Origin of the sequence: Marivita sp. S0852 (assembly GCF_046591575.1) — a bacterium.
In the GTDB taxonomy this organism is placed as follows: Bacteria; Pseudomonadota; Alphaproteobacteria; order Rhodobacterales; family Rhodobacteraceae; genus Marivita.
In genome coordinates this window covers 233151-254620 of record NZ_JBIQWA010000002.1, presented here as the reverse complement: position 1 = coordinate 254620, position 21470 = coordinate 233151, and the positions used below count along the sequence as shown (strand labels likewise).

The window sequence follows — 21470 nt, the reverse complement described above, 5'->3', positions numbered from 1 at the left end:
AACGTCTTGGCGGCTTTTTTACTTGGGGTGAAGCTGACGCGGACTTAGCTGTCGGCAGCCGGTTCCTGATAGACGCCCTGCTCTTTCAAAGCGTCCACAACCTCGGCCGGCATATATTCTTCATCGTGTTTGGCCAGAATCTCGGATGCCTCGAACACACCGTCGACAAATCGGCCTGTGCCAACCATGCCCTCATTTTCAGAAAACAGATCAGGCAGCACACCGGTATAGACAACAGGCACCGTCGCTCCGCCATCGGTTACGCTGAACGTAACAGACGATCCCTGCCCGCGCACAATAGATCCTTCGGCGACCAACCCGCCGATCCGAAACACTTCATTCGGGGCCGGAGGCTCTTCGACCACTTGGCTGGGAGACCGGAAAAAATTGATCCCGTCGCGCATGCCGTACCCGATCAATGCTGTCGAAAGAACAAGCGCGACAGTCGCCAGCGCAATCACTTGAATCCGTCTTTGCTTCTTGAGCGATTTCAACGCCATGACATTTTCTCCAAAGCTTTTGAAGAATATAAGCACAAAACGCAGCCTGAACACTGCGCTAGATCAAAATGCCGCAACATCTTTCATAAGTCACCGATAAAATACCAGCGTCGCCCGTGGTCCCCAAAAAACGCGACCGGCCCTTATGGGAAACACGGGGCCAGCATCAAGCCTGCCGTTTCCTCAAGACCCAACATCAGATTGGCGTTCTGCAGGGCCTGCCCGGACGACCCCTTGGTCAGATTGTCCAACGCGGCCACGACAATCGCGCGGTCGGTTATCCGGTCACCTGTCACACCGATATGGCAAAAATTCGATCCGCGCACATGATGCGTCGACGGTGTCTCGCCAAAGGGCAGCACTTCGACAAATGGCTCCTGCGCATAGGCGGACGCCAAGGATGTATACACCGCTTCTGGATCGCCCTTCACGTAACAGGTGGCCAGAATACCCCGGTTCGCTGGAATCAGATGCGGCGTGAACTGCACCCGCACCTCTTCTCCGGCCAATGCGCTGAATTCCTGATCGAATTCGCCCAAATGCCGATGCGTGCCGCCAACCGCATAGGCGTTATAGCCTTCTGACAGCTCGGCATGCAGCAGGTTTTCCTTTAACGATCGCCCTGCCCCTGAAACCGCACATTTAAGATCAAGAATGATGTCTTTCAAACCGATCACCCGGTCCATGATTAGCGGACGCAGGATATACTGCCCGGTTGCGGCATTGCAGCCCGTGCCCGCCACCAGCCGCGCTGAACGCAGGTCTTCGCGGTAAAACTCGGTCAGCCCGTAAACCGCCTCGCTTTGCATGTCGACCGCCGAATGGGGGGTGCCATACCATTTTTCATAATCCGCCGGGTCACGCAGCCGGAAATCGGCGGACAGATCGACGATCTTGAGCGTCTTTGGCAGTTTCGAAATCACCTCTTGGCTGGTTTTGTGCGGCAGCGCACAGAAACACAGGTCGATCCCGGAAAAATCAATCTCTTCCCATGTGACAAGCTGCGGCAAGTCCAGATGGCGCAGATGCGGGAACACCTGGGCCACGCTCTGACCCGCCTTGGAGTTCGCGGCAAGCGCCGCGATCTCCATCTCTGGGTGGGTGGCTATCAGGCGCAACAATTCGGCCCCAGTATAGCCGCTGGCACCGATGATGGCGATTTGGAAAGGCATTCAAAGCTCCTTCAGGACGTGCGTTCGAGAACAGACAGAGACACCGGGTTATGCCGGTTGAAAGCTGATCTGTCGTCGCAAGAACTGCGTGGCATGATCAGACACACGTTTCGCATCTCCTGTGGTCAAAAACATCGGCGTCTCTCCGGGGCCCCGCATCGCGGGATGCCGGACAAGGTAATCTGCCAGGGAGTCTGCCACGAGATTGGCTTGCGAATAGACCGAAACCTCCGGTCCAAGCGCGTCCTGAAAGACATCCTCCATCAGCGGATAATGCGTGCAGCCCAGAATCGCGGCCTCGGGCGTGGGCATCTTGCGCTTGAGCGCATCCACATGGCTGCGCACCAGCGCTTCGGCAAGGATCATATCCCCTTCTTCGATGGCATCCACCAAACCCCCACAGGCCTGCGCTTCCACATCGACACCGATTGCACGGAATGCCAGCTCTCGCTGGAACGCCCGACTGCGCACGGTGGCCGGAGTGGCAAACAAGGCCACATGCTGAACCGCCACCTCCCGCGGTGGGGAATTGTCCCCCCATTGGCGTTCGGTCATGGCCTCAATCAGCGGCACAAAAACGCCAAGCACACGCTTGTCCGAGGGAATCCAGCTTTCCTGCATCCGGCGCAGCGCCGCCGCCGAAGCCGTATTGCACGCCAGAATGACAAGATCACACCCCGCGTCCCAAAGCCGCTGCGTTGCCGCGCAGGTCAGATCGTAGACATCATCAGCATCCCGAACGCCATATGGCGCATGTTTGTTATCGCCAAGATAGACAAAGGGCACCTCTGGCAACCGCTTGGACACCGCGTCCAACACGGTCAAACCGCCCAACCCGCTGTCAAATATTCCAACCGCCATGTCGTGCTCCTGTCAGGTGACCCTCTTGGTGCGCCACCGAATCTTTTCGTCGAATTCCAAAGCCGTTATCCAAAGACAAAACCGGCGCTGAGATCAGCACATACGTCGCTTTCCAAAGAAAATCCATGCAGGCGCGCGCATCTTTCTGCCATGTGGCAATCGCGCGGGCCGCGTTCGCACATTCGACGGCCCGCCGCAATTTGCGACGCATACAGGATTGCGCGTCTCGATGTGGGAATTGCGACAGAAATACTGGCAAGATGGATGATCCAAGGTGCCGCAACCAGCGGGTCAAATCCGTTTGACGCGCCGGTGACACATTATTCCGCAGCTTGTCTGACGCCGTCACCGCCCGTTCGCAAAACCGCAAGCAGCTCTTCGCGACGCTTCGCCGCCTTTTGCTCATTGGCCTCTTTCACTGGACCGAACCCTTTGATCTGCAGCGGTAATTCCGCCAAAGCAACCAAGGCATCCATCGTCTCTGGCGACGCCTTTGGCAGCCATTGCGCCATATCTGCCTCGTATTGCTTGATCAGCGCGCGTTCCATCCTGCGCTCTGCGGTTCTGCCAAATGGGTCAAGCGGTGTGCCGCGCAGGGCCTTCAACCTCGCCAACAGGCCAAACGCCGTCAGCATACGCTCGCCATATTGCTTTTTGACAGGGCGTCCATCCGGCCCCTCTTTGGTCAGCATCGGCGGCGCAAGGTGAAAGGACATTTTGAAATCGCCGTCAAACTGCGCTTTGGCCTTTTCGCGGGTTTCCAGATGCAGCCGCGCTACCTCGTATTCGTCCTTATAAGCCAACAGTTTGTGATAGCCGGTTGCAATCGCCTCTTTCAGACGCGGCTCTGACACGCTGTCAACCAACCTGGCATAACGTTTGGCGTAGCGTTTGCTTTGGTATTTGACCAGGTGGTCAAACCGGTAGGCAATCCGGTCCTCAAGTGACTTCGGCAGACTGACCACATTTCCGGCACTCAGCCGCGCCGCCTGATCCGGATAAAGAACCGCCCAGCGCCCAACCTCAAAGGCCCGTTTGTTTCGGTCAGGGGCCGCGCCATTCAAGTCGATCGCCTGTATGATTGCGTCATAAGAGAGCGGCACCAGGCCACGCTGCCATGCCGCGCCAAGCATCATCATGTTGGAAAAGATGGAATCTCCCAGAACCGCCTTGGCCAAATCAGACGCATCAAACATATCCAACCGATCTTGCAATCGTGCTTCAAGTGCAAGCTGTAACCGGTCAATTGGCAACGCAAATTCGGTATCGCGTGTAAAGTCACCTGTGATGATTTCATGTCGGTTGACCACAGCGCCCGTGCGCCCGGTTTTCATAAGCCCCAGCGTCTTGGCCCCGGCGCTCACAACCAGATCGCCGCCGATCAACGCGTCGGTTTCGCCGGTCGCCACGCGAATGGCACTGATATCGTCGGGCTGGTTTGCCAACCGCAAGTGTATGTGAACCGCCCCCCCTTTTTGTGCGAGACCTGCCATTTCCATCATGCCGGCACCTTTGCCATCAATCTGTGCGGCCTGCGCCAAAACCGCGCCGATTGTGACAACGCCTGTGCCCCCGACGCCGGTCACAACCATATTCCACGTCCCGTTAATCGCGGGTAAATTCGGGTGCGGCAAATCCGGCAAGTCCAAAGACGCGGTTGCCGCTTTCTTAAGCTTGGCCCCCTCCAGAGTGACAAATGACGGGCAAAACCCTTTCAGGCATGAAAAATCCTTGTTGCAGGACGACTGATCAATCGCCCGCTTGCGCCCCAGTTCGGTGGTCTCGGGGACAATGGACACGCAGTTCGATTGCACCCCGCAATCACCGCAGCCTTCGCAGACATCTGTATTGATGAACACGCGCTTGTCCGGGTCGGGAAACTGTCCGCGCTTGCGGCGACGGCGTTTTTCGGCCGCACAGGTCTGGATATAGACAATTGCGCTGACGCCTGTGGTGTTTGCAAACTTCTCCTGAACAGTTTGCAAATCCGCGCGCTCTTTTATTTCAATACCCTCGGGGAAGGCGTTAAAGTCAACATCCTCTTTTTCATCATAGACAACGGCAAGGTTCTGAACCCCCATCGCGCGCAATTCAGCGGTGATCTGTTGCGGTGTCAATCCGCCGTCATTCTTCTGCCCGCCGGTCATGGCGACGGCGTCATTATAAAGGATTTTGTACGTGATCGTCGTGCCCGCCGCCAGCGCCGCGCGGATGGCCTGAACGCCGGAATGATTGTAAGTTCCGTCGCCAAGGTTCTGAAAAACATGGTTTCTTTTGGAAAACTGCGATTCACCGATCCAGTTGGCCCCCTCGGCCCCCATATGGGTAAAGCCCACGGTCTCGCGGTCCATCCATTGCACCATGTAATGACAGCCGATCCCGGCATAGGCGCGGCTGCCCTCGGGCACCTTGGTGGACGTGTTATGCGGGCAGCCGGAACAGAAATACGGCAATCGCGCCGCGATCTCCTCTGCATTATCGGCTTTCTTAGTCTCATCAATGGCTTGCAGGCCAGCCCTGATGCGGTCTGTATCGCGCCCTTCCTCGATCAGAATCCCACCCAGACGTTCCGCGATCATGATCGGATCAAGCGCGCCGCGCGTCGGGAAAAGCTCTGGTCCATGCATTGAACCCGCGCCGCCGCCCTTGTGCCAACCATAAACCCGCCGCCCGCGCCGGTCGTCGAAAATGGCTTCCTTGATCTGCACCTCGATCAGCTTGCGCTTTTCCTCGACCACCACGATCAGGTCCAGCCCCTCGGCCCAGTCGTGAAAGCCGCGCATGTCCAGCGGCCAGGTCTGGCCCACCTTATAGGTGGTGATGCCAAGCCGTTCGGCCTCGGGCGCGTCGATGCCCAAAAGCGACAACGCATGGACCAGATCAAGCCAGTTCTTGCCCGCCGCAACAAAGCCGATCTTCGCCCCCGGCTTGCCCCAGATCCGCTTGTCCATCTTGTTGGCATGGGAAAACGCCTCGGCGGCAAAGCGTTTATGGTCGATCATCCGCGCTTCCTGATCGTGCGGCGTGTCGCCCAGACGGATGTTCAAACCACCCGCAGGCATGTCGAATTCGGGCGTGACAAAAGACATCCGGTCCGGCCGCCCATCAACAACCGCCGTCGCCTCGACCGTATCCTTCATCGTCTTGAGGCCCACCCAAAGCCCCGAAAACCGCGACAGGGCAAAGCCGTAAAGCCCGTAATCCAGAATCTCCTGCACGCCAGCGGGCGAGACAACCGGCATGTAAGCATCCACCATCGCCCATTCGGACTGGTGCAGCACGGTCGAGCTTTCGCCGGTGTGGTCATCCCCCATCGCCATCACGACACCGCCATGCGGCGACGTGCCTGCCATGTTGGCGTGCCGCATCGCGTCGCCGGATCGGTCAACGCCCGGCCCCTTGCCGTACCACAGACCAAACACGCCATCATGCGTGCCCTCGCCGCGCAGCTCGGCCTGTTGCGTGCCCCAAAGAGCGGTCACGGCAAGATCTTCGTTCAGACCCTCCTGAAAGGTGACCTCTGCCGCGTGCAACGCCTTTTCCGCGCGGCGCATCTGCAAATCAACCGCTCCCAAAGGCGATCCGCGATAGCCGGTGACATATCCGGCGGTGTTCACGCCTGCTGCCACGTCCCGCACCTTTTGCATCAGCATAAGGCGCACCAGCGCTTGCGTGCCATTCAGCAATACGGGCGATTTGCTAAGGTCAAACCGATCATTCAGTGAAATCTCAGCTTTGGTCATTGGACGCCTCCCCGCGACGGATGTCAGAACGATTATAGCATAATATTAGGTCACAAATGCTGACCTTTCCACTTATTTTTGATCAATTGCCGGTGTTTGAACAAGTTGCCGTTCATATATGTGTTTATGTCATGTAAACGGTCGGTAACGATGGAAAGTGTATGTCATGGACTGGGACAAGCTTAGAATATTTCACGCCGTTGCCGATGCTGGCAGCCTGACCCATGCCGGTGACACGCTGCACCTGTCGCAATCGGCTGTGTCGCGTCAAGTGCGCGCGCTTGAGGATTCGCTGAACACGGTCCTGTTTCACCGCCATGCCCGCGGTTTGATTCTGACCGAACAGGGTGAATTGCTGTTTGACGCCACACGATCGATGAACAAACGCATCGAGGCCGCAACCGCCCGCATACGGGACAGCGAAGAAGAAGTGTTCGGCGAATTGCGCGTGACCACAACCATCGGCTTTGGGTCGCTTTGGCTTGCCCCACGGCTTCCGAAACTATTTGAAAAATATCCGGACCTGAATATCGACCTGATGCTGGAAGAACGGGTGCTCGATCTGCCAATGCGCGAGGCCGATGTGGCGGTGCGCATGAAAGAACCAAGTCAGGCGGATCTGATCCGCAAAAAGCTGATGGCGATCCGCATGCGGCTTTACGCATCGCCAGAATATCTGGCGCAGCACGGTGCGCCTGAAACGATGGACGGCATGTCCAATCATCGGCTGATCTGCCAGAACCCGCGCGCCGCCCAGGTCAGCGCGGGGATGATGCTGGTGCAACAGCTGCTGGCGCATGACATCCATTCAACGCTGACCGTGAACAACTATTTCGGGGTTTTACAAAGTGTCCTGTCCGGGCTTGGGATCGGGGTTTTGCCGGACTACATCATCGAGGATTTCCCAAGCGTGCAACGCGTCCTGCCCGAGGTTGAATCCGTCGAAGTTCCGGTGTTTCTTGCCTATCCGGAAGAGCTGCGTCAATCCAAACGCATTGCGGCGTTTCGTGACTTTGTTCAGGATGAAATCTTTGCCCACCGTCAGACCCGAAAGGCGCTTGAAGGGCGCGACGCAGCGATCAAGGTGTGACCCTTGCGCCTCACGCATAGCGGGAATGCGCCCATGGCAGCCACATAGGCCTTGCCTGAATTCAATTCGATGACATATTTGGCATATGCAAGGTGAAACGCCCAATCTGGCATCATCTTGATACCTCCCTGTTGGACTTCGGCCGAGCTTATGCTCGGCCTTTTTTTTGCCGGTCGACCGGATCAGCCCAAAACGGATTGCGGCACCCGCAGGCTATAGCAGATACCGCCCGGATCAAAGCGCATGGACACATCTGCATCCAGCGACAGCTTGGGCAGTGTTTCCAGCACCTGTGATCCAAACCCCTGACGCGATGGCGGGGCCACCCTGGGCACCCCCTGTTCGCGCCACACAAAGGCGACAGTGTTGTGTTCGCCCTCACTGTCCCAATCCAGCGTCACGCGCCCGCCGGGTTGCGAGAGAGCGCCGTATTTCACCGCATTCGTGGCCAGTTCGTGCACGATCATACCAATGACCTGTGCCGCATCCGCAGTGATGCGCATTCGAGCGCCGCTAAGCGTCACCCGCGATCTCAGATCGTCGTCAAAAGGCGCAAGCTGGGACAGCAGCAGTTCTTTCAAATCGAACGCCCCCGCGCCGCCACCGATGATTGCATCCTGATTGCGCACCAGCACCATCAACCGCTTGTTCAGCTCTTCGGGGAAATCTTCTGGTGCAACTGTGCGGGCCAAAAGACGGCTGATGCCGCGCACCACTGTGATCAGGTTCTTGGTTCGATGGTTCAATTCCCTGACCAGCAACTCTGTTTCTTGCTGGGCCCGTTTGATTTCGGTGACATCCAGAACGGCAAACACACCGCCAATCGGTCCGTCCGGACGCACGGTCCTGTCAAATGTCACACGTTTGCGGGCATTGACCCAGCGCTCCTCTCCGTTCGGCAGCAAAATGCGATGCGTTAAATCAATCACATCCGGCTTTTGAGGGGCCAACAGAACATCCACCTCCCGCGCGACCATGAGCCAGTCATCAGGATGAATACGCGTATGAAACGTGGCGCGCGGAATATCCGTGCCGGCCGTAAAGCCGAACAATTCCGCGCTGAGGCCGTCCAGCCTGATTGTATCGGCAAGGTAATCAACGCGTCCGATCCCCACGCGGGCGACTTCCAGACCGACCTGCATTTCGGTCAACGCCAAGTGGCTATATTCAGGTGCCACCGCAATCGTCATGTTGGGGTAGGCCTCCTTCAGGCCAGGATCGTCAGGTCAAACGCACTCTTTACGTGTATCTTTCAATTCGAGATAAAGCCACAAGTTACAACACCGCCGCGCGCGATGATTGCGGCGGAAACTTGCCTATCCGGGCAACCGGGCCGTTCCAGACCGTTTCGCCGCAACGCGTGCCAATATCCCTGGCACCTCTTCCTTCCCGGTCGCCCTTGCCCTATGACACGCGCAACACGCCACTGCCGCCGGAAGCCTACATGCAAGAGCCAGCCATCACCGAAGACCTCATTGCCGCCCACGGGATCAACGCCGACGAATATGCCGAGATCCTAAACATCATGGGGCGCGAGCCAACCTTTACCGAGCTTGGCATCTTTTCGGCCATGTGGAACGAGCATTGTTCCTACAAGTCCTCCAAGAAATGGCTGCGCACCCTGCCCACCGAGGGCCCGCAGGTCATTTGCGGCCCGGGTGAAAACGCCGGAGTGGTCGATATCGGGGATGGTCAGGCTGTGGTCTTCAAGATGGAGAGTCACAACCACCCCAGCTATATCGAACCCTACCAAGGCGCGGCCACCGGCGTGGGCGGCATTCTGCGTGACGTGTTTACCATGGGCGCGCGGCCCATCGCGGCGATGAACGCGCTGTCGTTTGGTGAAAAGGACCACCCCAAGACGCGCCAGCTTGTGCATGGTGTGGTCGAAGGGATTGGCGGATATGGCAACTGCTTCGGCGTGCCGACCGTCGGTGGCGAAGTGCGTTTTCATGCGGCTTACAATGGCAACTGCCTGGTCAACGCCTTTGCCGCAGGCCTGGCCGATGCGGACAAGATTTTCTACTCGGCCGCCAGCGGTGTCGGGCGTCCGGTTGTCTACCTTGGCGCAAAAACCGGCCGCGACGGCGTTGGCGGCGCGACAATGGCGTCGGCTGAATTTGACGACACGATCGAGGAAAAACGCCCCACCGTTCAGGTCGGCGACCCCTTCACCGAAAAGCGCCTGATGGAAGCAACGCTGGAACTGATGCAAACCGGCGCTGTTGTGTCGATTCAAGATATGGGCGCGGCTGGCCTGACCTGCTCTGCCGTGGAAATGGGCGACAAGGGCAAGCTGGGCATCCGGCTTGATCTTGAAAAAGTCCCGCAGCGCGAAGAGAACATGACCGCCTACGAGATGATGCTGTCGGAATCCCAAGAACGCATGTTGATGGTTCTGGACACCGAAAAAGAGGCCGAAGCCCGCGCCGTGTTCGAAAAATGGGATCTCGATTTTGCCATCGTCGGGGAAACCATCGCCGAAGATCGCTTTCTGATCATGCACAACAACGTCGCCAAAGCCGACATGCCACTGAGCAAGCTCAGCTCCTCGGCCCCCGAATATGACCGCCCCTGGGAGCCGACCGAGGCACCAGCACCTTTGGAGGACGTCCCGGCAGTCGATCCCATTGATGCGCTGAAGGTGCTGATCGGCAGCCCGAACTATAGCGCCCGCAACTGGGTGTTTGAACAATATGACACGATGGTCATGGCCGACACCGTCGAAGGCCCCGGCTGGGGCGCTGGCGTGATCCGCGTGCATGGCACCGACAAAAAGCTGGCCTTCACATCGGACGTGACCCCGCGCTACGTCAAAGCCAACCCGGTAGAGGGCGGCAAGCAAGCCGTGGCCGAAGCGTTCCGGAACCTCTGTGCCGTCGGCGCAAAACCCCTGGCGACCACCGACAACCTTAACTTTGGCAATCCCGAAAAGCCGGAAATTATGGGACAGTTTGTCGGCGCATTGGACGGCATCGGACAAGCCTGTTCGGCGCTTGAGATGCCCATCGTGTCGGGCAACGTGTCGCTTTACAATGAAACGGATGGTCAGGGCATTTTGCCCACACCGACGATTGGCGCGGTGGGACTGCTGGGTAAAGACGAAGAGCCGATCCTTGGCCGCGCGCGCGACGGGCATGTCGCCCTGCTGATTGGGGAAACACAGGGCCATCTTGGCCAATCCGCGCTGTTGGCCGAAGTGTTCAACCGCGAAGATGGCGACGCGCCGCATGTGGATCTGGCCGCCGAACGCCTGCATGGTGATTTCATCCGTGAAAATCGCGACCTGATCAAAGCCTGCACCGACCTGAGCGACGGTGGTCTGGCATTGGCCGCATTTGAAATGGCCAGCGCATCGGATGTCGGTGTCCAGATCGACGAAGCCGATCAGGCGATGCTTTTCGGCGAAGATCAGGCACGGTATCTGGTGGCGTGCAATTTTGATCAGGCCGAGGCGCTGTTTGTGGCGGCAGGTCAGGCCGGTGTGCCGGTAGCCACGGTTGGAAAATTCCAAGGCGACACGGTCAAAATCGGCGCAGCCGAGGCCCCGTTGGACGAGTTGAAGGCGTTGCACAGCACCGCCTTTGCAGATCATTTCGCCTAAAGCCGTTCGGGACTGTCCGGTCAGGCAGGTGCCGTTCTCGCAAAAACCAACGGCCCCTGCCGCAGCCTGCGACGCAAGACGCATTCTGAAACTGGAATATCTTTGATCCAGATCAACCCGGCTGTCGCGCCTTTATGATATTCACTTCCCAGAATATGAAGGAGCGCGACAGATGGTACTCAACTGGAAAACCGGTGGTTTGCTGCTTGGGCTGGTGTTTTTTGCCGCCGTTTTGCTGGTCAAACCCATTGGTGTCTCAACGCAATTCGTGATCCTTGACGGGATTGTCGCTGATATTGTGAGCCCCGATTTCATCACCCAGACAGAGGACGGCTATACCTCGACCAACGCCTATATGGCAAAATCGGACGGGAAATACGCCAACAACGCCGCCAATCCACTGAATTACAGCTTTATCTTTGTGCTCGCGATGGCGGTCGGGGCTTTTCTTTCCTCCCGGTTGCGGGGCGGGATCGACGCGGTTGAACGCGCCGCACCGGCGATCTGGCGGGCCAATTTCGGCGACACACCGATAAAGCGCTACGCGGTGGCTTTTCTGGGCGGATTTATCGTGCTGTACGGCGCACGTTTGGCGGGGGGCTGTACGTCAGGCCACATGATGTCGGGCATGATGCAGACCTCGCTGTCTGGCTATATCTTTGCCGCCGGAGCGTTTGCTGCCGCCATTCCCACTGCCATGCTGATGTATAAAAGGGGATAAGCCATGACCTCCATTCTTCTTGCAATTGTCATCGGGGCGGCGTTTGGAGCCGTTCTTGACCGGGTCGGAGCGACCAACCCCAACTGGATCGGCGGAATGCTGACGCTGCGACGGCTGCACTTGATGAAAGCCATCCTGCTGGCCATCGGCACCGGGTCGATCCTGATGTTCGGCGGTCAGATGCTGGGACTGGTCGATGTGGGCCATATGTCGGTCAAAGCCGCCTATGTCGGGGTGTTCATCGGCGGTCTGCTTTTGGGGGGTGGATGGGCGGCATCCGGCTATTGCCCGGGCACCGGCGTCTGCGCGGCGGCGTCCGGTCGGAAAGACGCTTTGTTTTTCATCGCTGGTGGCTTGCTGGGGGCGGCTGCCTATATGGCAACCTATCCGGCCTGGAAAAGTGCCGGGCTTTTGGACAATTTTGCCGGTGGCAAGGTGACACTGGGCACCGTTCCCGGGTCATCCTTTGATGGGCTTATGGCTGTGTCTGGCGACATTCTGGGCATTGCCCTTGGCGCGGTGTTCGTGCTGGTGGCATTTGTCCTGCCCGACAGCCTGATCGGTGATCCCGACGGGGTCGAGATGCCGGCAGAATAGCCGCTTTATCCTGAATACGACCCGGACACTCCCGATCCCATTCGGGGGTGTTGTGCCGTCAAAGCGCCGCCATCAAACGCTCTTTTTCCCCCGGATCATCGGGGCGCGAAATGGCTTCGGCAAGCTGTTCAAGCGTTTCGATAGAGTGTCCCGCCCGAAAGCTGTCCACATGCGGCAACATCGCCCGGATGCCCGACGCCTTGGGGGCAAACCCGTCCCAGCGCAGCAACGGGTTCAGCCAGATCAAACGGCGCGACGACAAATGCAAGCGTTCCATTTCCTTGCCCAAGGCGTTTGAATCGTCCCGGTCCAGACCATCGGTGATCAGCAAGACAACCGCACCCTGCCCCATGACCCGCCGTGACCAATTGTGATTAAAACTGTGAAGACACTGGCCGATCCGGGTGCCGCCTTCCCAATCCTGCGCCTGCGCGCCTGCCGCCTTTAGCGCCGCATCCACATCGCGCGTCGCCAGATGCCGGGTGATATTTGTCAGCCTTGTGCCAAAGGTAAAGGCATGAACCTTGGCCCAGCCTGCGCCTTTTTCATTGGCCACGGCATGCAGAAAATGCAGAACCATGCGCGAATACTGGCTCATGGACCCCGAAATATCACATAAAACCACAAGGTTGGGCCAGCGCGGGCGCGGCGTTTGGCGCGCGATTGACTGCATCTCTCCGCCCTGCCGCATCGCATTGCGCAGGGTTTTTCGAAAATCCATCTGCGCGCCTTTGACGGCGGCTTTGCCACGGCGCGATGGAATGGGTTTCACCGGCAGGCGCATCTTGGCCAACATACGTTTGGCCTGTGCGATCTCGGCGGTGGACATCTGTTCAAAATCAAGACTGCGCAGCTTTTCCTCGGTGCTCATTGTCAGGGTTGAGCTGATCTCGATCTCGGTGCCCTCGTCGCTTTGTTCGTTTTCGGGAACCTCGGGCAAAAGATCGTCCAGCAACGCCTGCGCCGCGCGTTTCTCTCCGGCCTGCGCAACCTGATCTTCTTGCACGCCGCGGATCGCCGGCAACATGAAGGACATCATATGTTCCAGATATTGAGGATCGCGCCAATATAGCCGAAACACCTGCGCAAAGATCACCCGGTGCTCTGGCCGGTTCACAAAACAGGCGTGCAGCGTCCAGAAAAAATCCATGCGTTCGGTGAACCCGGCCGCTTCGACAGCGCGGATCGCGTCCATCACCCGGCCCGGCCCGATGGGAAGCCCGGCACGGCGCAACGCGCGCGCAAAATGAATGATGTTCTGCGCCAGACGTGGGGTGTCGGGCAATTTCAGAGGGACATATTCGGGCATTACATGCCCGACCGGGGGCTCTGCCCCCCGCCCCCCGAGGTATTTTCAGCCCAAAGAAACACTATACCGGCTCCAGGCTTGCCTTTGCGTCATCCAGCAGACGTTTGGCCTCGGAGCCCTGAAGCTTTTGAATGTCGTCCTGATATTTCAGAATCGCTCCGAGCGTGTCGGAAATCACTTCGGGAGACAGGTCGATCACATCGAGCGCCAAAAGACATTTGGCCCAATCGATGGTTTCAGCAACACCGGGTTTTTTGAAGATGTCTTCGGTGCGCAACCGCTGCACAAACGCCACCACCTCGCGGCTGAGGGTTTCGGCAGCTTCGGGCGCGCGGCTGCGCAGTATCTCTACCTCGCGTTCGAAATCCGGGTAATCGACCCAGTGATACAGACACCGGCGTTTCAGCGCGTCATGCACTTCGCGGGTGCGGTTTGAGGTCAGGATGACAATGGGCGGTTCGGGTGCCTTAATGGTTCCCATCTCGGGAATGGTGACCTGAAAGTCGGACAGGGCCTCAAGCAAAAACGCCTCAAACGGCTCATCGGTGCGGTCTAGCTCGTCGATGAGCAACACCGGAGGGCCGTTTTCGTCCGGGCGCATGGCCTCCAGCAAAGGGCGTTCCACCAGATAATCCGGGCCGAACAGTTCTTTTTGCAACGCGCCGCGATCCGCGCCTCCGGACGCTTCGGCGGTGCGGATTGCAATCATCTGGGCCGGGAAATTCCATTCGTAAACCGCAGTCGAGGCATCAAGACCTTCGTAACATTGCAACCGGATCAGCTTGCGCCCCAGGCTTGCGGCCAGCGCTTTGGCGATCTCGGTCTTGCCGACCCCGGCCTCGCCTTCCAGAAACAGCGGCCGCCCCAGCCGGAGCGACAGAAACACAACCGTCGCCAGGGCTCGACCACAGACATAGCCGGTATCGGCCAGCATGGATTGGACGGCATCAATACTGTCAGGCGTTTGCATCGGCGATCTCCTTTTTCTGTGCCTTGCTGCCCTGCGCGTGCCTGGATGGCAATAGCGCCATGGTCGCAAACCCGGCGGCAAGAATTGACGCGCCGCCCCCTGCCTGACAAGGTGCGCCAACTGATCCTTACCGCTTTGGAGCCCGGTTTCGTGAAGCTCACCGCCGTTCTGTGTGTACGCAACGAAGCCGCTTTCCTGCTGGATTGGCTGGCATGGCATCGCGCTATGGGGGTCACTGATTTTGTCGTGGTCTCCAACGCGTGTCAGGATGGCACGGATGATATGCTGGATCATCTGCACAGCATCGGCTGGCTGCACCACATCCGCAACGATCCCCCATACGGCAATGGCGGAATTCAGTTCAGCGGATTGAAGCTGGCCAACAGATCGGACACCGTCAAACAGGCCGATTGGCTGGTGGTGCTGGATATCGACGAATTTGTGAATGTGCATGTCGGCGCGCGCACCCTGCCCGCGCTGATCGGGGCTCTTCCCGAAGCTACGGCCATCACCCTTACATGGCGGAATTTCGGCAATGGCGGGATTGTGCGCTACGCAGACCATCCGCTGCCGCTGCAGTTCACGCAGGCAGCCCCCCGGCGTCAGACCTGGCCCTGGCGTGCCGCCATGTTCAAGACAGTGTACCGAAACGATAAAACCTACCGCAACCTGGGTGTTCACCGCCCGCGCAACGCGGTGGAGGCACGGCTTGAAACCGCGCGTTGGTATGATGGGGCCGGACGGGCATTGGCGGCGGATATGGCGACAGGCCGCGTGTTTTCCGATTATCGTCAGGATCAGCACAGCCTGGTGCAGCTGAACCACTACCCGCTATGTTCGGTTGAAAGCTTTGTGCTGAAATCCGACCGCGGCCGCGCGGTTCACAGTGCGGACAGGCTGGGCCTTGACTACTGGGTCGAGCGTAACCTCAACATAGAAGACGACCGTTCGGCGCTGCCCCTGTGGGACAAAGCGGCACCGATCCGTGATGCTCTTGCTGCGGACACCACGCTGGCCGCGCTTCATGAGGCTGCGGTGGCATGGCGCAGATCCCGGCTCATGGCCCTGCTTGCGACGGATGCGGGACGGGATCTTTACGGGCGTTTGTTGATGACACCGCCGTCGCGCCCGTTATCTGACACTGAGGCGGGCAAACTCATGCGGTGTGCTTTGGCGGCGGCACAGGAGCCGCGCTAGTCTGTCAAAGGAAACTCCTTACTGTGCCCCGCATTTCGGCCCAATTCTGCCCGAATTCGCGGCTAGCGTCGGGCCAAGTAAATGACCTGACAGCGGGCGTGACGTAACGAGGATGCATGGATTTATGCAGGACATGACCGAGCCGTATGATATTTCCCTGACCGATTTGCGACCGACGCAATGGATGCAGGAAATCACACAATTGGGGGACGCGTTCGGGTTTTTCGAACCCTTGGGCGACGACCATAATGCGGTTTTTGTCGAGCAAGGCGATACGTTGCTGGTGTCGTTCGAAGCACTGCCTGCGATTCAGGCGCTGTCAAAAACCGCACGACCGGTTGGCTTTGACATTGCCAACGTGGAAGGATGGTCGTGCCTGTCGGTCATTGCGTCTCAGGACACGTGGTTTCGCGACGGTGACGTTTACGGCTTTTTTGACCAGATGACAGATGACGGGTTTTTCGAGGATTTCGATCAGGTGATCTTTTACGGGGCCGGTCCGTGCGGGTATGCCGCTTGCGCCTTTTCGGTCGCCGCACCCGGCGCAACGGTTGTTGCCCTGGAACCGCAGGCGACGCTTGATCCCAATGTCACCGAATGGGACGACCGGTTCACCGAGATGCGAAAGCTCAGCTTCACCGATCGCTATGGATATGCCCCTGATATGCTGGAAGCGGCGGAAAACGCGTATGTGGTGTATGATCCGCATAAACCGCTGGATGCCATGCATGCGGCTTTGTTTGCCCGCGCCGGGATCACCCGGTTTCGCGCGCGTCATCTGGGTGGCGGCATGCAGGCGCATTTTGAACAGATGGGCATTTTGCAGCCCCTGATCAAAAGCGCCGCAGACGGTACCCTGGATGCCAAGGACTATGCGCAGCTGTATAGCAAACGCCGGGATTACCCGTCTTACTGCAAACGGCTGTTCGGCGCAGTAGAACCGATGGACCGTCCTTTCTTGTCCGAAGTTGTGTGTTCGCATATCGTGAATAATTTTGGGGGGCCGCGCTACCGGCGCAAACTTAAGGCCATTCGCCAAGCCCGGCACGCACAGGACACAGGCGAGACCTAGCAACGCTGCTGTCGGCATGCTAGGCGACAAAGCATGACAGATAAGATCACCCTTCGCACACCCGACGATTGGCACCTGCACCTGCGTGACGGCGCTATGCTGCGCGCGGTTGCGCCGGAAACGGCCCGCCATTTTGCCCGTGCCATTATTATGCCGAACCTTGTGCCTCCGGTTGTGACCGGCGCGCAGGCGGTGGCCTATCGCAGCCGGATCATGGCGGCCTTGCCCAAGGACACGCCGTTTCAGCCGTTGATGACGCTCTATCTGACCGAAGACACCGATCCGGACGACCTCGCCCGCGCGCATGCCGAGGGTCTGATCACCGCTGTCAAACTTTATCCAGCGGGGGCCACAACCAATTCATCCAGCGGTGTGGCCGATTTTGACAAGGTCCGCCCGGTGCTTGAGCGGATGGCCGAAATCGGGTGTCCGCTTTGCGTGCATGGCGAAGTGGTTGATGCGGATATCGACATCTTTGACCGTGAAGCGGTGTTCATTGACCGTGTGCTGGACCCGATCCGCCGCGCCACGCCGGGATTGCGCGTGGTGATGGAACATATCACAACCAAACAGGGTGTGGACTATGCCAGCCAAGGCGGTGCCGATCTGGCCGCGACCATCACGACGCACCATCTTGTCATCAACCGCAACCACATTCTTGCGGGGGGTATCAAGCCGCATTACTACTGCCTGCCCGTCGCCAAGCGGGAAGAGCACCGATTGGCATTGCGCAAAGCCGCCACCAGCGGCGCTGCAAGCTTTTTTCTGGGAACGGACAGCGCGCCGCACACGGACGCGAACAAATTGCTGCCTTGCGGATGTGCGGGCTGTTTTACCGCCACCAATACCCTGTCCATTCTGGCCGAGGTGTTCGAGCAGGATGGCGCACTTGATCAATTGGAGGCTTTTGCCTCGATCAACGGGCCCGCGTTTTACGGGATGCCGCCCAATCAGGGCACGGTGACTTTGACCAAAGGCGCACCGGTCAGCTATCCCGCGCAGATCGAAACAGACGACGGCCCGGTCACCGTATTCGACCCGATGATGCCCCTGCACTGGCGCGTTCACGATTGATCCATCGCTGTAGCAAGCTGCGCTTATCCGCTTAGGCGGGGCTCTACCTGTGTCATGACACACCCTAAAACGCTGCAAATGGGGTCTTGATCCTGCAGTCACACCTGCTGATTGCAAATTTTTTCGTCTTGAAATTGACGCAAGGGAAAGCCCGCAAGCGGTTGATTGATGGCAGAATTTACCGATTTCAGCGTGCAAATTCCAAACCTATATCTAAGTGTAAACTAAACCTTACATTTGATTATGTCAGATTTATGTGACAATCTTCCTCGCAATTCGCAGAATCTAGGCACCGGTGGATTTTGGAGTGCAAGCCGGATGCCTTTGGGCTTTGCCCGCATTTCCTGCGCTCCGCGACCAAACCGAACCACCCTGAGGAGGAAGGTACCAATGTCTACAGATGACGAAGACAAAGTCTGGCCCACAGGCCTAACATTGCCGGAAGCTGAGGAAGTCCACAGCTACCTGATCGACGGGACGCGTGTCTTTGGTGCAATAGCACTGTTGGCGCATTTTCTTGTCGCAGCCGCCACACCGTGGCTGGGCTAAGGGGGACACAGCATGAATAACGCAAAAATGTGGCTTGTTGTGCCACCCGCAGTTGGGGTTCCGATCTTTCTGGGCGCTGTTGCCGTTGGGTCCTTTGCTGTCCATGTGGCCGTGCTTAGCAATACATCCTGGGTGTCTGACTTTTTGTCCGGCCAGGAACTGGGGTCCGGTGACATAGCCGCGGCAGCAATGAACGCGCCCGCCGCGAACACAGCCAAAGCCAGTTACGTTGTACCGCAGGCGGATGGCAGCCTCGAAGTCACGCTGATCCTGCCGGACGGCACATCGACGACGGCTCTTATCCAGGCACCACAAGTGCAACCCGAGCTGTAAACGCTTTCTTCTGCAGGCCCATGGCGTAAATCCCGGGCCTGCAGCGACCTCCCCGTTTTCCGCCAGATTGTGCCCTCAGGGGCGGTAAGCTGGCTCTAATACAGGTGGACCGCATGCTCGAATATCGTCGCATCGTTCTGCACCGTTTGGCCACACTTGGACCGCGTTACCTGCCCTTTGCGGATGTCGCGACCAAAGATGTGCCGCTGTCCCGCCTGCTGCGCCTGGCCCTGTTTCAGGTGACCGTCGGTATGGCCCTTGTTCTGATGGTGGGTACGCTCAACCGCGTGATGATTGTGGAATTGTCCGTCCCGGCAAGTCTGGTCGGCACCATGTTGGCGCTGCCTATCATTTTCGCACCGTTTCGCGCGTTTATCGGCTTCAAATCCGACATGCACAAATCGGCTCTTGGCTTACGGCGCCTTCCCTACATCTGGAAAGGCACACTGTATCAGTTTGGCGGCTTTGCTGTGATGCCATTTGCGCTGCTTGTCCTGTCGGGCTATGGCGAATCCTTCGATACACCGCGCTGGATTGGCTATAGCTCTGCCGCGCTGGCCTTTTTGCTGGTGGGTGCAGGCGTGCATATGGTTCAAACGGTCGGTCTTGCCCTGGCCACCGATCTGGTCGAGGAAGACGACCAGCCCAAGGTCGTTGGACTGATGTATGTCATGCTGCTTTTTGGCATGGTTATCAGTGCGTTGGCTTTTGGAGTTCTTCTTGAAAATTACAGCCCCGGACGACTTATTCAGGTGATCCAGGGCACGGCTGTTGTGACCGTTGTTCTGAATTTCTGCGCCATGTGGAAACAAGAGGCCCGCGACCGCGTGCGGGCACAGGCGATGGCCGTGGCCCCCCCGGTGGCGTTCCGCAACGCATGGGGCAGCCTGATGCAGACGGCCGGGATGATGCGGCTGCTTGTGGTCATTGCCTTGGGCACGTTCGGATTTGGAATGGCCGATGTCCTGCTAGAGCCATATGGCGGCGAAGCGCTGGGCCTGTCCGTGGCAAGCACCACGAAACTCACCGCTTTGCTGGCGGCGGGCACGCTGCTTGGATTCGGCCTTGCCTCGCGTATGTTGGGCCGCGGCGGGAATCCGGGTCTGACGACGATGCACGGGGCGCTGATCGGAATTCCCGGTTTTTTGTGCATCATCTTTTCCGCCTATGGCGGAGGATCGTCTGCATTTCTGCTTGGCACAGCGCTGATCGGCTTTGGCGCGGGCCTGTTTGGCCACGCGACCCTGACCGCAACCATGCGCGCGGCTCCGAAAGACAAGGTCGGTCTGGCCCTTGGCGCTTGGGGCAGTGTTCAGGCGACCGCTGCAGGCATTGGAATGGCCCTGGCCGGATGGATTCGCGACGTGATCGTCGCCTTGCCTGCGGATACTGGGCTGTCGGTTGAAACGCCCTATCTTACGGTTTTCTCGCTGGATACAGCCTTTCTTGTTCTGGCTGTGCTCATCGCCATCCCGCTGGCCATGCGCCGCTCTGGCGCGCGCGTGCATCACGCGACAGCATCCTCGCAATCCAACCCGGTGGAGGCACCATGACCACAGTCATCACACGCTACTTTGAAACCGCAGATCAAGCCGACGCCGTCAAAAAAGAACTGGTCTACAACCACCGGTTTGCGCCAGCCATTGTCAGCACCTATACCGACCCCGATGGTCTGGTCGCGACATTGACGAAAGAACGGGTCGTTGAGGACACCGCCAAAGCCTATGCCGCGAAACTGTCCAAAGGCGGGTCGGTCCTGCTGGTCAGGGCCGGATACAAACCGCTTGGCGTGGCCAGAACCACCCGTGAAGTGGCGGCGCGACTGGGGGCTGTTGACCTTGGCGATCTGAACGAAGCGAATTTTTACAAGGACGAACGCAAACGCAGCCTGAGCGTTCTGACAGAACATCCCTACATCCTCAGCCGTCCCAAGGATAAATCAAAGCCGACTGTCCACATGGCGGACTGGCCCATTCCGCTGATCAGCAGGCGCAAACCCTATGCCGAAAGCGCCATCCCGCGCCATGCCCGGATGGCAAACTTTCCCCTGCCGCTGATCAGCAGACGCAAACCCTGGGATAAATTCGCCTTCCCGCGTCATATGCGCATGGCGAATTTCCCACTGCCGTTGATCAGCAAACGCAAACCCTACACCGGGTCCATTATTCCGCGCCACGCGCGTATGGCGGATTTCGTGTTGCCACTGATCAGCCGTCGCAAGCCGTGGGATAAATTCGCTTTTCCGCGTCACATGCGGATGGCAAACTGGCCGTTCCCGCTTTTGATCAATGGCAAGGAACATACCAACGCAATCATACCTGGCGGCCCGCGCATGGCGAACTTTCCCATTCCATTGCTCAGTGACCGCAAGCCGTATGATAAATCCATTTTCCCCCGCCATGCCCGCATGGCAGGTATCATTCCGTTGACCAGTCGGCGCACCCCTGTCACGGCCTCGATTATCCCGCGTCATGGCCGCATGGCCGACGCGATCTTGCCGCTGGTCATCAAACACGGGGAATCCGCGCCCGACACCAAAACACCAAGCTTTTCCTTCTCCAGAATGCTTGGCTTGCCCACGATCAAACGCCGACAGGCCCCGCCGCCGCCAAACTAGGACAAGCCCGCGTTCAAAGGCTTCAAACCACGCGCCGGATAGCGTAAGGCAGCGCCACATG

18 protein-coding genes are annotated in these 21470 nt (G+C 58.4%); 11 read left to right on the top strand and 7 right to left on the bottom strand.

The window, feature by feature from the left end:
- Positions 1–44 precede the first annotated feature (44 nt).
- The 4 genes from ccmE to ACG74X_RS05365 all read right to left on the bottom strand — a co-directional run bounded on the left by ccmE (position 45) and on the right by ACG74X_RS05365 (position 6276).
- On the bottom strand, positions 45–500 hold the full coding sequence (gene ccmE / locus ACG74X_RS05380; protein WP_411233124.1) for a cytochrome c maturation protein CcmE: 456 nt from the start codon (positions 498–500) through the stop codon (positions 45–47).
- 143 nt (positions 501–643) lie between these two features.
- Entirely contained in the window at positions 644–1672 is a 1029-nt protein-coding gene (argC, locus tag ACG74X_RS05375) for an N-acetyl-gamma-glutamyl-phosphate reductase (protein ID WP_411233123.1), read from the bottom strand.
- A gap of 48 nt (positions 1673–1720) precedes the next feature.
- Positions 1721–2533, bottom strand: coding sequence for a glutamate racemase (locus ACG74X_RS05370; protein WP_411233122.1), 813 nt, complete (start codon positions 2531–2533; stop codon positions 1721–1723).
- Between the two features lie 320 nt (positions 2534–2853).
- Positions 2854–6276: an indolepyruvate ferredoxin oxidoreductase family protein gene (locus ACG74X_RS05365; RefSeq protein WP_411233121.1), complete on the bottom strand. Its 3423-nt coding sequence runs from the start codon at positions 6274–6276 to the stop codon at positions 2854–2856.
- 166 nt (positions 6277–6442) lie between these two features.
- Here ACG74X_RS05365 and ACG74X_RS05360 point away from each other — a divergent pair, with 166 nt between their 5' ends.
- Positions 6443–7366 carry a LysR family transcriptional regulator gene (locus tag ACG74X_RS05360; RefSeq protein ID WP_411233120.1) on the top strand — a complete coding sequence of 308 codons (924 nt, stop codon included), beginning with the start codon at positions 6443–6445 and terminating at the stop codon, positions 7364–7366.
- Between the two features lie 182 nt (positions 7367–7548).
- Here ACG74X_RS05360 and ACG74X_RS05355 read toward each other — a convergent pair whose 3' ends face one another.
- A complete protein-coding gene (locus ACG74X_RS05355; protein ID WP_411233119.1) occupies positions 7549–8556 on the bottom strand; it encodes a sensor histidine kinase in 1008 nt (335 codons plus the stop codon).
- Positions 8557–8810: 254 nt separating this feature from the next.
- On the opposite strand from ACG74X_RS05355, the gene purL reads away from it, so the two are divergent.
- The 3 genes from purL to ACG74X_RS05340 all read left to right on the top strand — a co-directional run bounded on the left by purL (position 8811) and on the right by ACG74X_RS05340 (position 12288).
- On the top strand, positions 8811–10970 hold the full coding sequence (gene purL, locus ACG74X_RS05350) for a phosphoribosylformylglycinamidine synthase subunit PurL (protein ID WP_411233118.1): 2160 nt from the start codon (positions 8811–8813) through the stop codon (positions 10968–10970).
- Positions 10971–11142: 172 nt separating this feature from the next.
- Positions 11143–11691, top strand: a complete 549-nt coding sequence (locus tag ACG74X_RS05345; RefSeq protein ID WP_411233117.1) for a YeeE/YedE thiosulfate transporter family protein — start codon at positions 11143–11145, stop codon at positions 11689–11691.
- Between the two features lie 3 nt (positions 11692–11694).
- Complete coding sequence (locus tag ACG74X_RS05340) at positions 11695–12288, top strand: YeeE/YedE thiosulfate transporter family protein (protein WP_411233116.1); 594 nt, start codon at positions 11695–11697, stop codon at positions 12286–12288.
- 58 nt (positions 12289–12346) lie between these two features.
- On the opposite strand, the gene ACG74X_RS05335 is transcribed toward ACG74X_RS05340, so the two are convergent.
- Complete coding sequence (locus ACG74X_RS05335) at positions 12347–13597, bottom strand: vWA domain-containing protein (RefSeq protein ID WP_411233115.1); 1251 nt, start codon at positions 13595–13597, stop codon at positions 12347–12349.
- A gap of 61 nt (positions 13598–13658) precedes the next feature.
- Positions 13659–14567, bottom strand: a complete 909-nt coding sequence (locus ACG74X_RS05330) for an AAA family ATPase (protein ID WP_411233114.1) — start codon at positions 14565–14567, stop codon at positions 13659–13661.
- Positions 14568–14612: 45 nt separating this feature from the next.
- Here ACG74X_RS05330 and ACG74X_RS05325 point away from each other — a divergent pair, with 45 nt between their 5' ends.
- From ACG74X_RS05325 to ACG74X_RS05295, 7 genes are all read left to right on the top strand, one after another.
- Complete coding sequence (locus tag ACG74X_RS05325; RefSeq protein ID WP_411233113.1) at positions 14613–15764, top strand: glycosyltransferase family 2 protein; 1152 nt, start codon at positions 14613–14615, stop codon at positions 15762–15764.
- Between the two features lie 133 nt (positions 15765–15897).
- Positions 15898–16836, top strand: a complete 939-nt coding sequence (locus ACG74X_RS05320) for a phosphoadenosine phosphosulfate reductase (protein ID WP_411233112.1) — start codon at positions 15898–15900, stop codon at positions 16834–16836.
- A gap of 33 nt (positions 16837–16869) precedes the next feature.
- Positions 16870–17910, top strand: a complete 1041-nt coding sequence (gene pyrC, locus ACG74X_RS05315) for a dihydroorotase (RefSeq protein ID WP_411233111.1) — start codon at positions 16870–16872, stop codon at positions 17908–17910.
- 390 nt (positions 17911–18300) lie between these two features.
- Positions 18301–18459: a light-harvesting antenna LH1, beta subunit gene (gene pufB, locus ACG74X_RS05310; RefSeq protein ID WP_411233110.1), complete on the top strand. Its 159-nt coding sequence runs from the start codon at positions 18301–18303 to the stop codon at positions 18457–18459.
- Between the two features lie 12 nt (positions 18460–18471).
- Positions 18472–18792, top strand: coding sequence for a light-harvesting protein (locus tag ACG74X_RS05305; RefSeq protein ID WP_411233109.1), 321 nt, complete (start codon positions 18472–18474; stop codon positions 18790–18792).
- Between the two features lie 113 nt (positions 18793–18905).
- Positions 18906–20345, top strand: coding sequence for a PucC family protein (locus ACG74X_RS05300; RefSeq protein ID WP_411233108.1), 1440 nt, complete (start codon positions 18906–18908; stop codon positions 20343–20345).
- Positions 20342–21409: a PucR family transcriptional regulator gene (locus ACG74X_RS05295; protein ID WP_411233107.1), complete on the top strand. Its 1068-nt coding sequence runs from the start codon at positions 20342–20344 to the stop codon at positions 21407–21409. Before ACG74X_RS05300 ends, ACG74X_RS05295 begins: the two co-directional genes overlap by 4 nt.
- Positions 21410–21470 lie beyond the last annotated feature (61 nt).

Bases quoted from the DNA above. Each gene is read 5' to 3' on its own strand.
- ACG74X_RS05355 (WP_411233119.1), bottom strand. From the start codon at position 8,556: ATGACGATTGCGGTGGCACCTGAATATAGCCACTTGGCGTTGACCGAA.
- ACG74X_RS05320 (WP_411233112.1), top strand. From the start codon at position 15,898: ATGACCGAGCCGTATGATATTTCCCTGACCGATTTGCGACCGACGCAA.
- ACG74X_RS05335 (WP_411233115.1), bottom strand. From the start codon at position 13,597: ATGCCCGAATATGTCCCTCTGAAATTGCCCGACACCCCACGTCTGGCG.
- ACG74X_RS05365 (WP_411233121.1), bottom strand. From the start codon at position 6,276: ATGACCAAAGCTGAGATTTCACTGAATGATCGGTTTGACCTTAGCAAA.
- ACG74X_RS05345 (WP_411233117.1), top strand. From the start codon at position 11,143: ATGGTACTCAACTGGAAAACCGGTGGTTTGCTGCTTGGGCTGGTGTTT.
- argC (WP_411233123.1), bottom strand. From the start codon at position 1,672: ATGCCTTTCCAAATCGCCATCATCGGTGCCAGCGGCTATACTGGGGCC.
- purL (WP_411233118.1), top strand. From the start codon at position 8,811: ATGCAAGAGCCAGCCATCACCGAAGACCTCATTGCCGCCCACGGGATC.
- ACG74X_RS05330 (WP_411233114.1), bottom strand. From the start codon at position 14,567: ATGCAAACGCCTGACAGTATTGATGCCGTCCAATCCATGCTGGCCGAT.
- pyrC (WP_411233111.1), top strand. From the start codon at position 16,870: ATGACAGATAAGATCACCCTTCGCACACCCGACGATTGGCACCTGCAC.
- ACG74X_RS05295 (WP_411233107.1), top strand. From the start codon at position 20,342: ATGACCACAGTCATCACACGCTACTTTGAAACCGCAGATCAAGCCGAC.
- ACG74X_RS05325 (WP_411233113.1), top strand. From the start codon at position 14,613: ATGGCAATAGCGCCATGGTCGCAAACCCGGCGGCAAGAATTGACGCGC.
- ACG74X_RS05300 (WP_411233108.1), top strand. From the start codon at position 18,906: ATGCTCGAATATCGTCGCATCGTTCTGCACCGTTTGGCCACACTTGGA.
- ccmE (WP_411233124.1), bottom strand. From the start codon at position 500: ATGGCGTTGAAATCGCTCAAGAAGCAAAGACGGATTCAAGTGATTGCG.
- pufB (WP_411233110.1), top strand. From the start codon at position 18,301: ATGTCTACAGATGACGAAGACAAAGTCTGGCCCACAGGCCTAACATTG.
- ACG74X_RS05305 (WP_411233109.1), top strand. From the start codon at position 18,472: ATGAATAACGCAAAAATGTGGCTTGTTGTGCCACCCGCAGTTGGGGTT.
- ACG74X_RS05370 (WP_411233122.1), bottom strand. From the start codon at position 2,533: ATGGCGGTTGGAATATTTGACAGCGGGTTGGGCGGTTTGACCGTGTTG.
- ACG74X_RS05340 (WP_411233116.1), top strand. From the start codon at position 11,695: ATGACCTCCATTCTTCTTGCAATTGTCATCGGGGCGGCGTTTGGAGCC.
- ACG74X_RS05360 (WP_411233120.1), top strand. From the start codon at position 6,443: ATGGACTGGGACAAGCTTAGAATATTTCACGCCGTTGCCGATGCTGGC.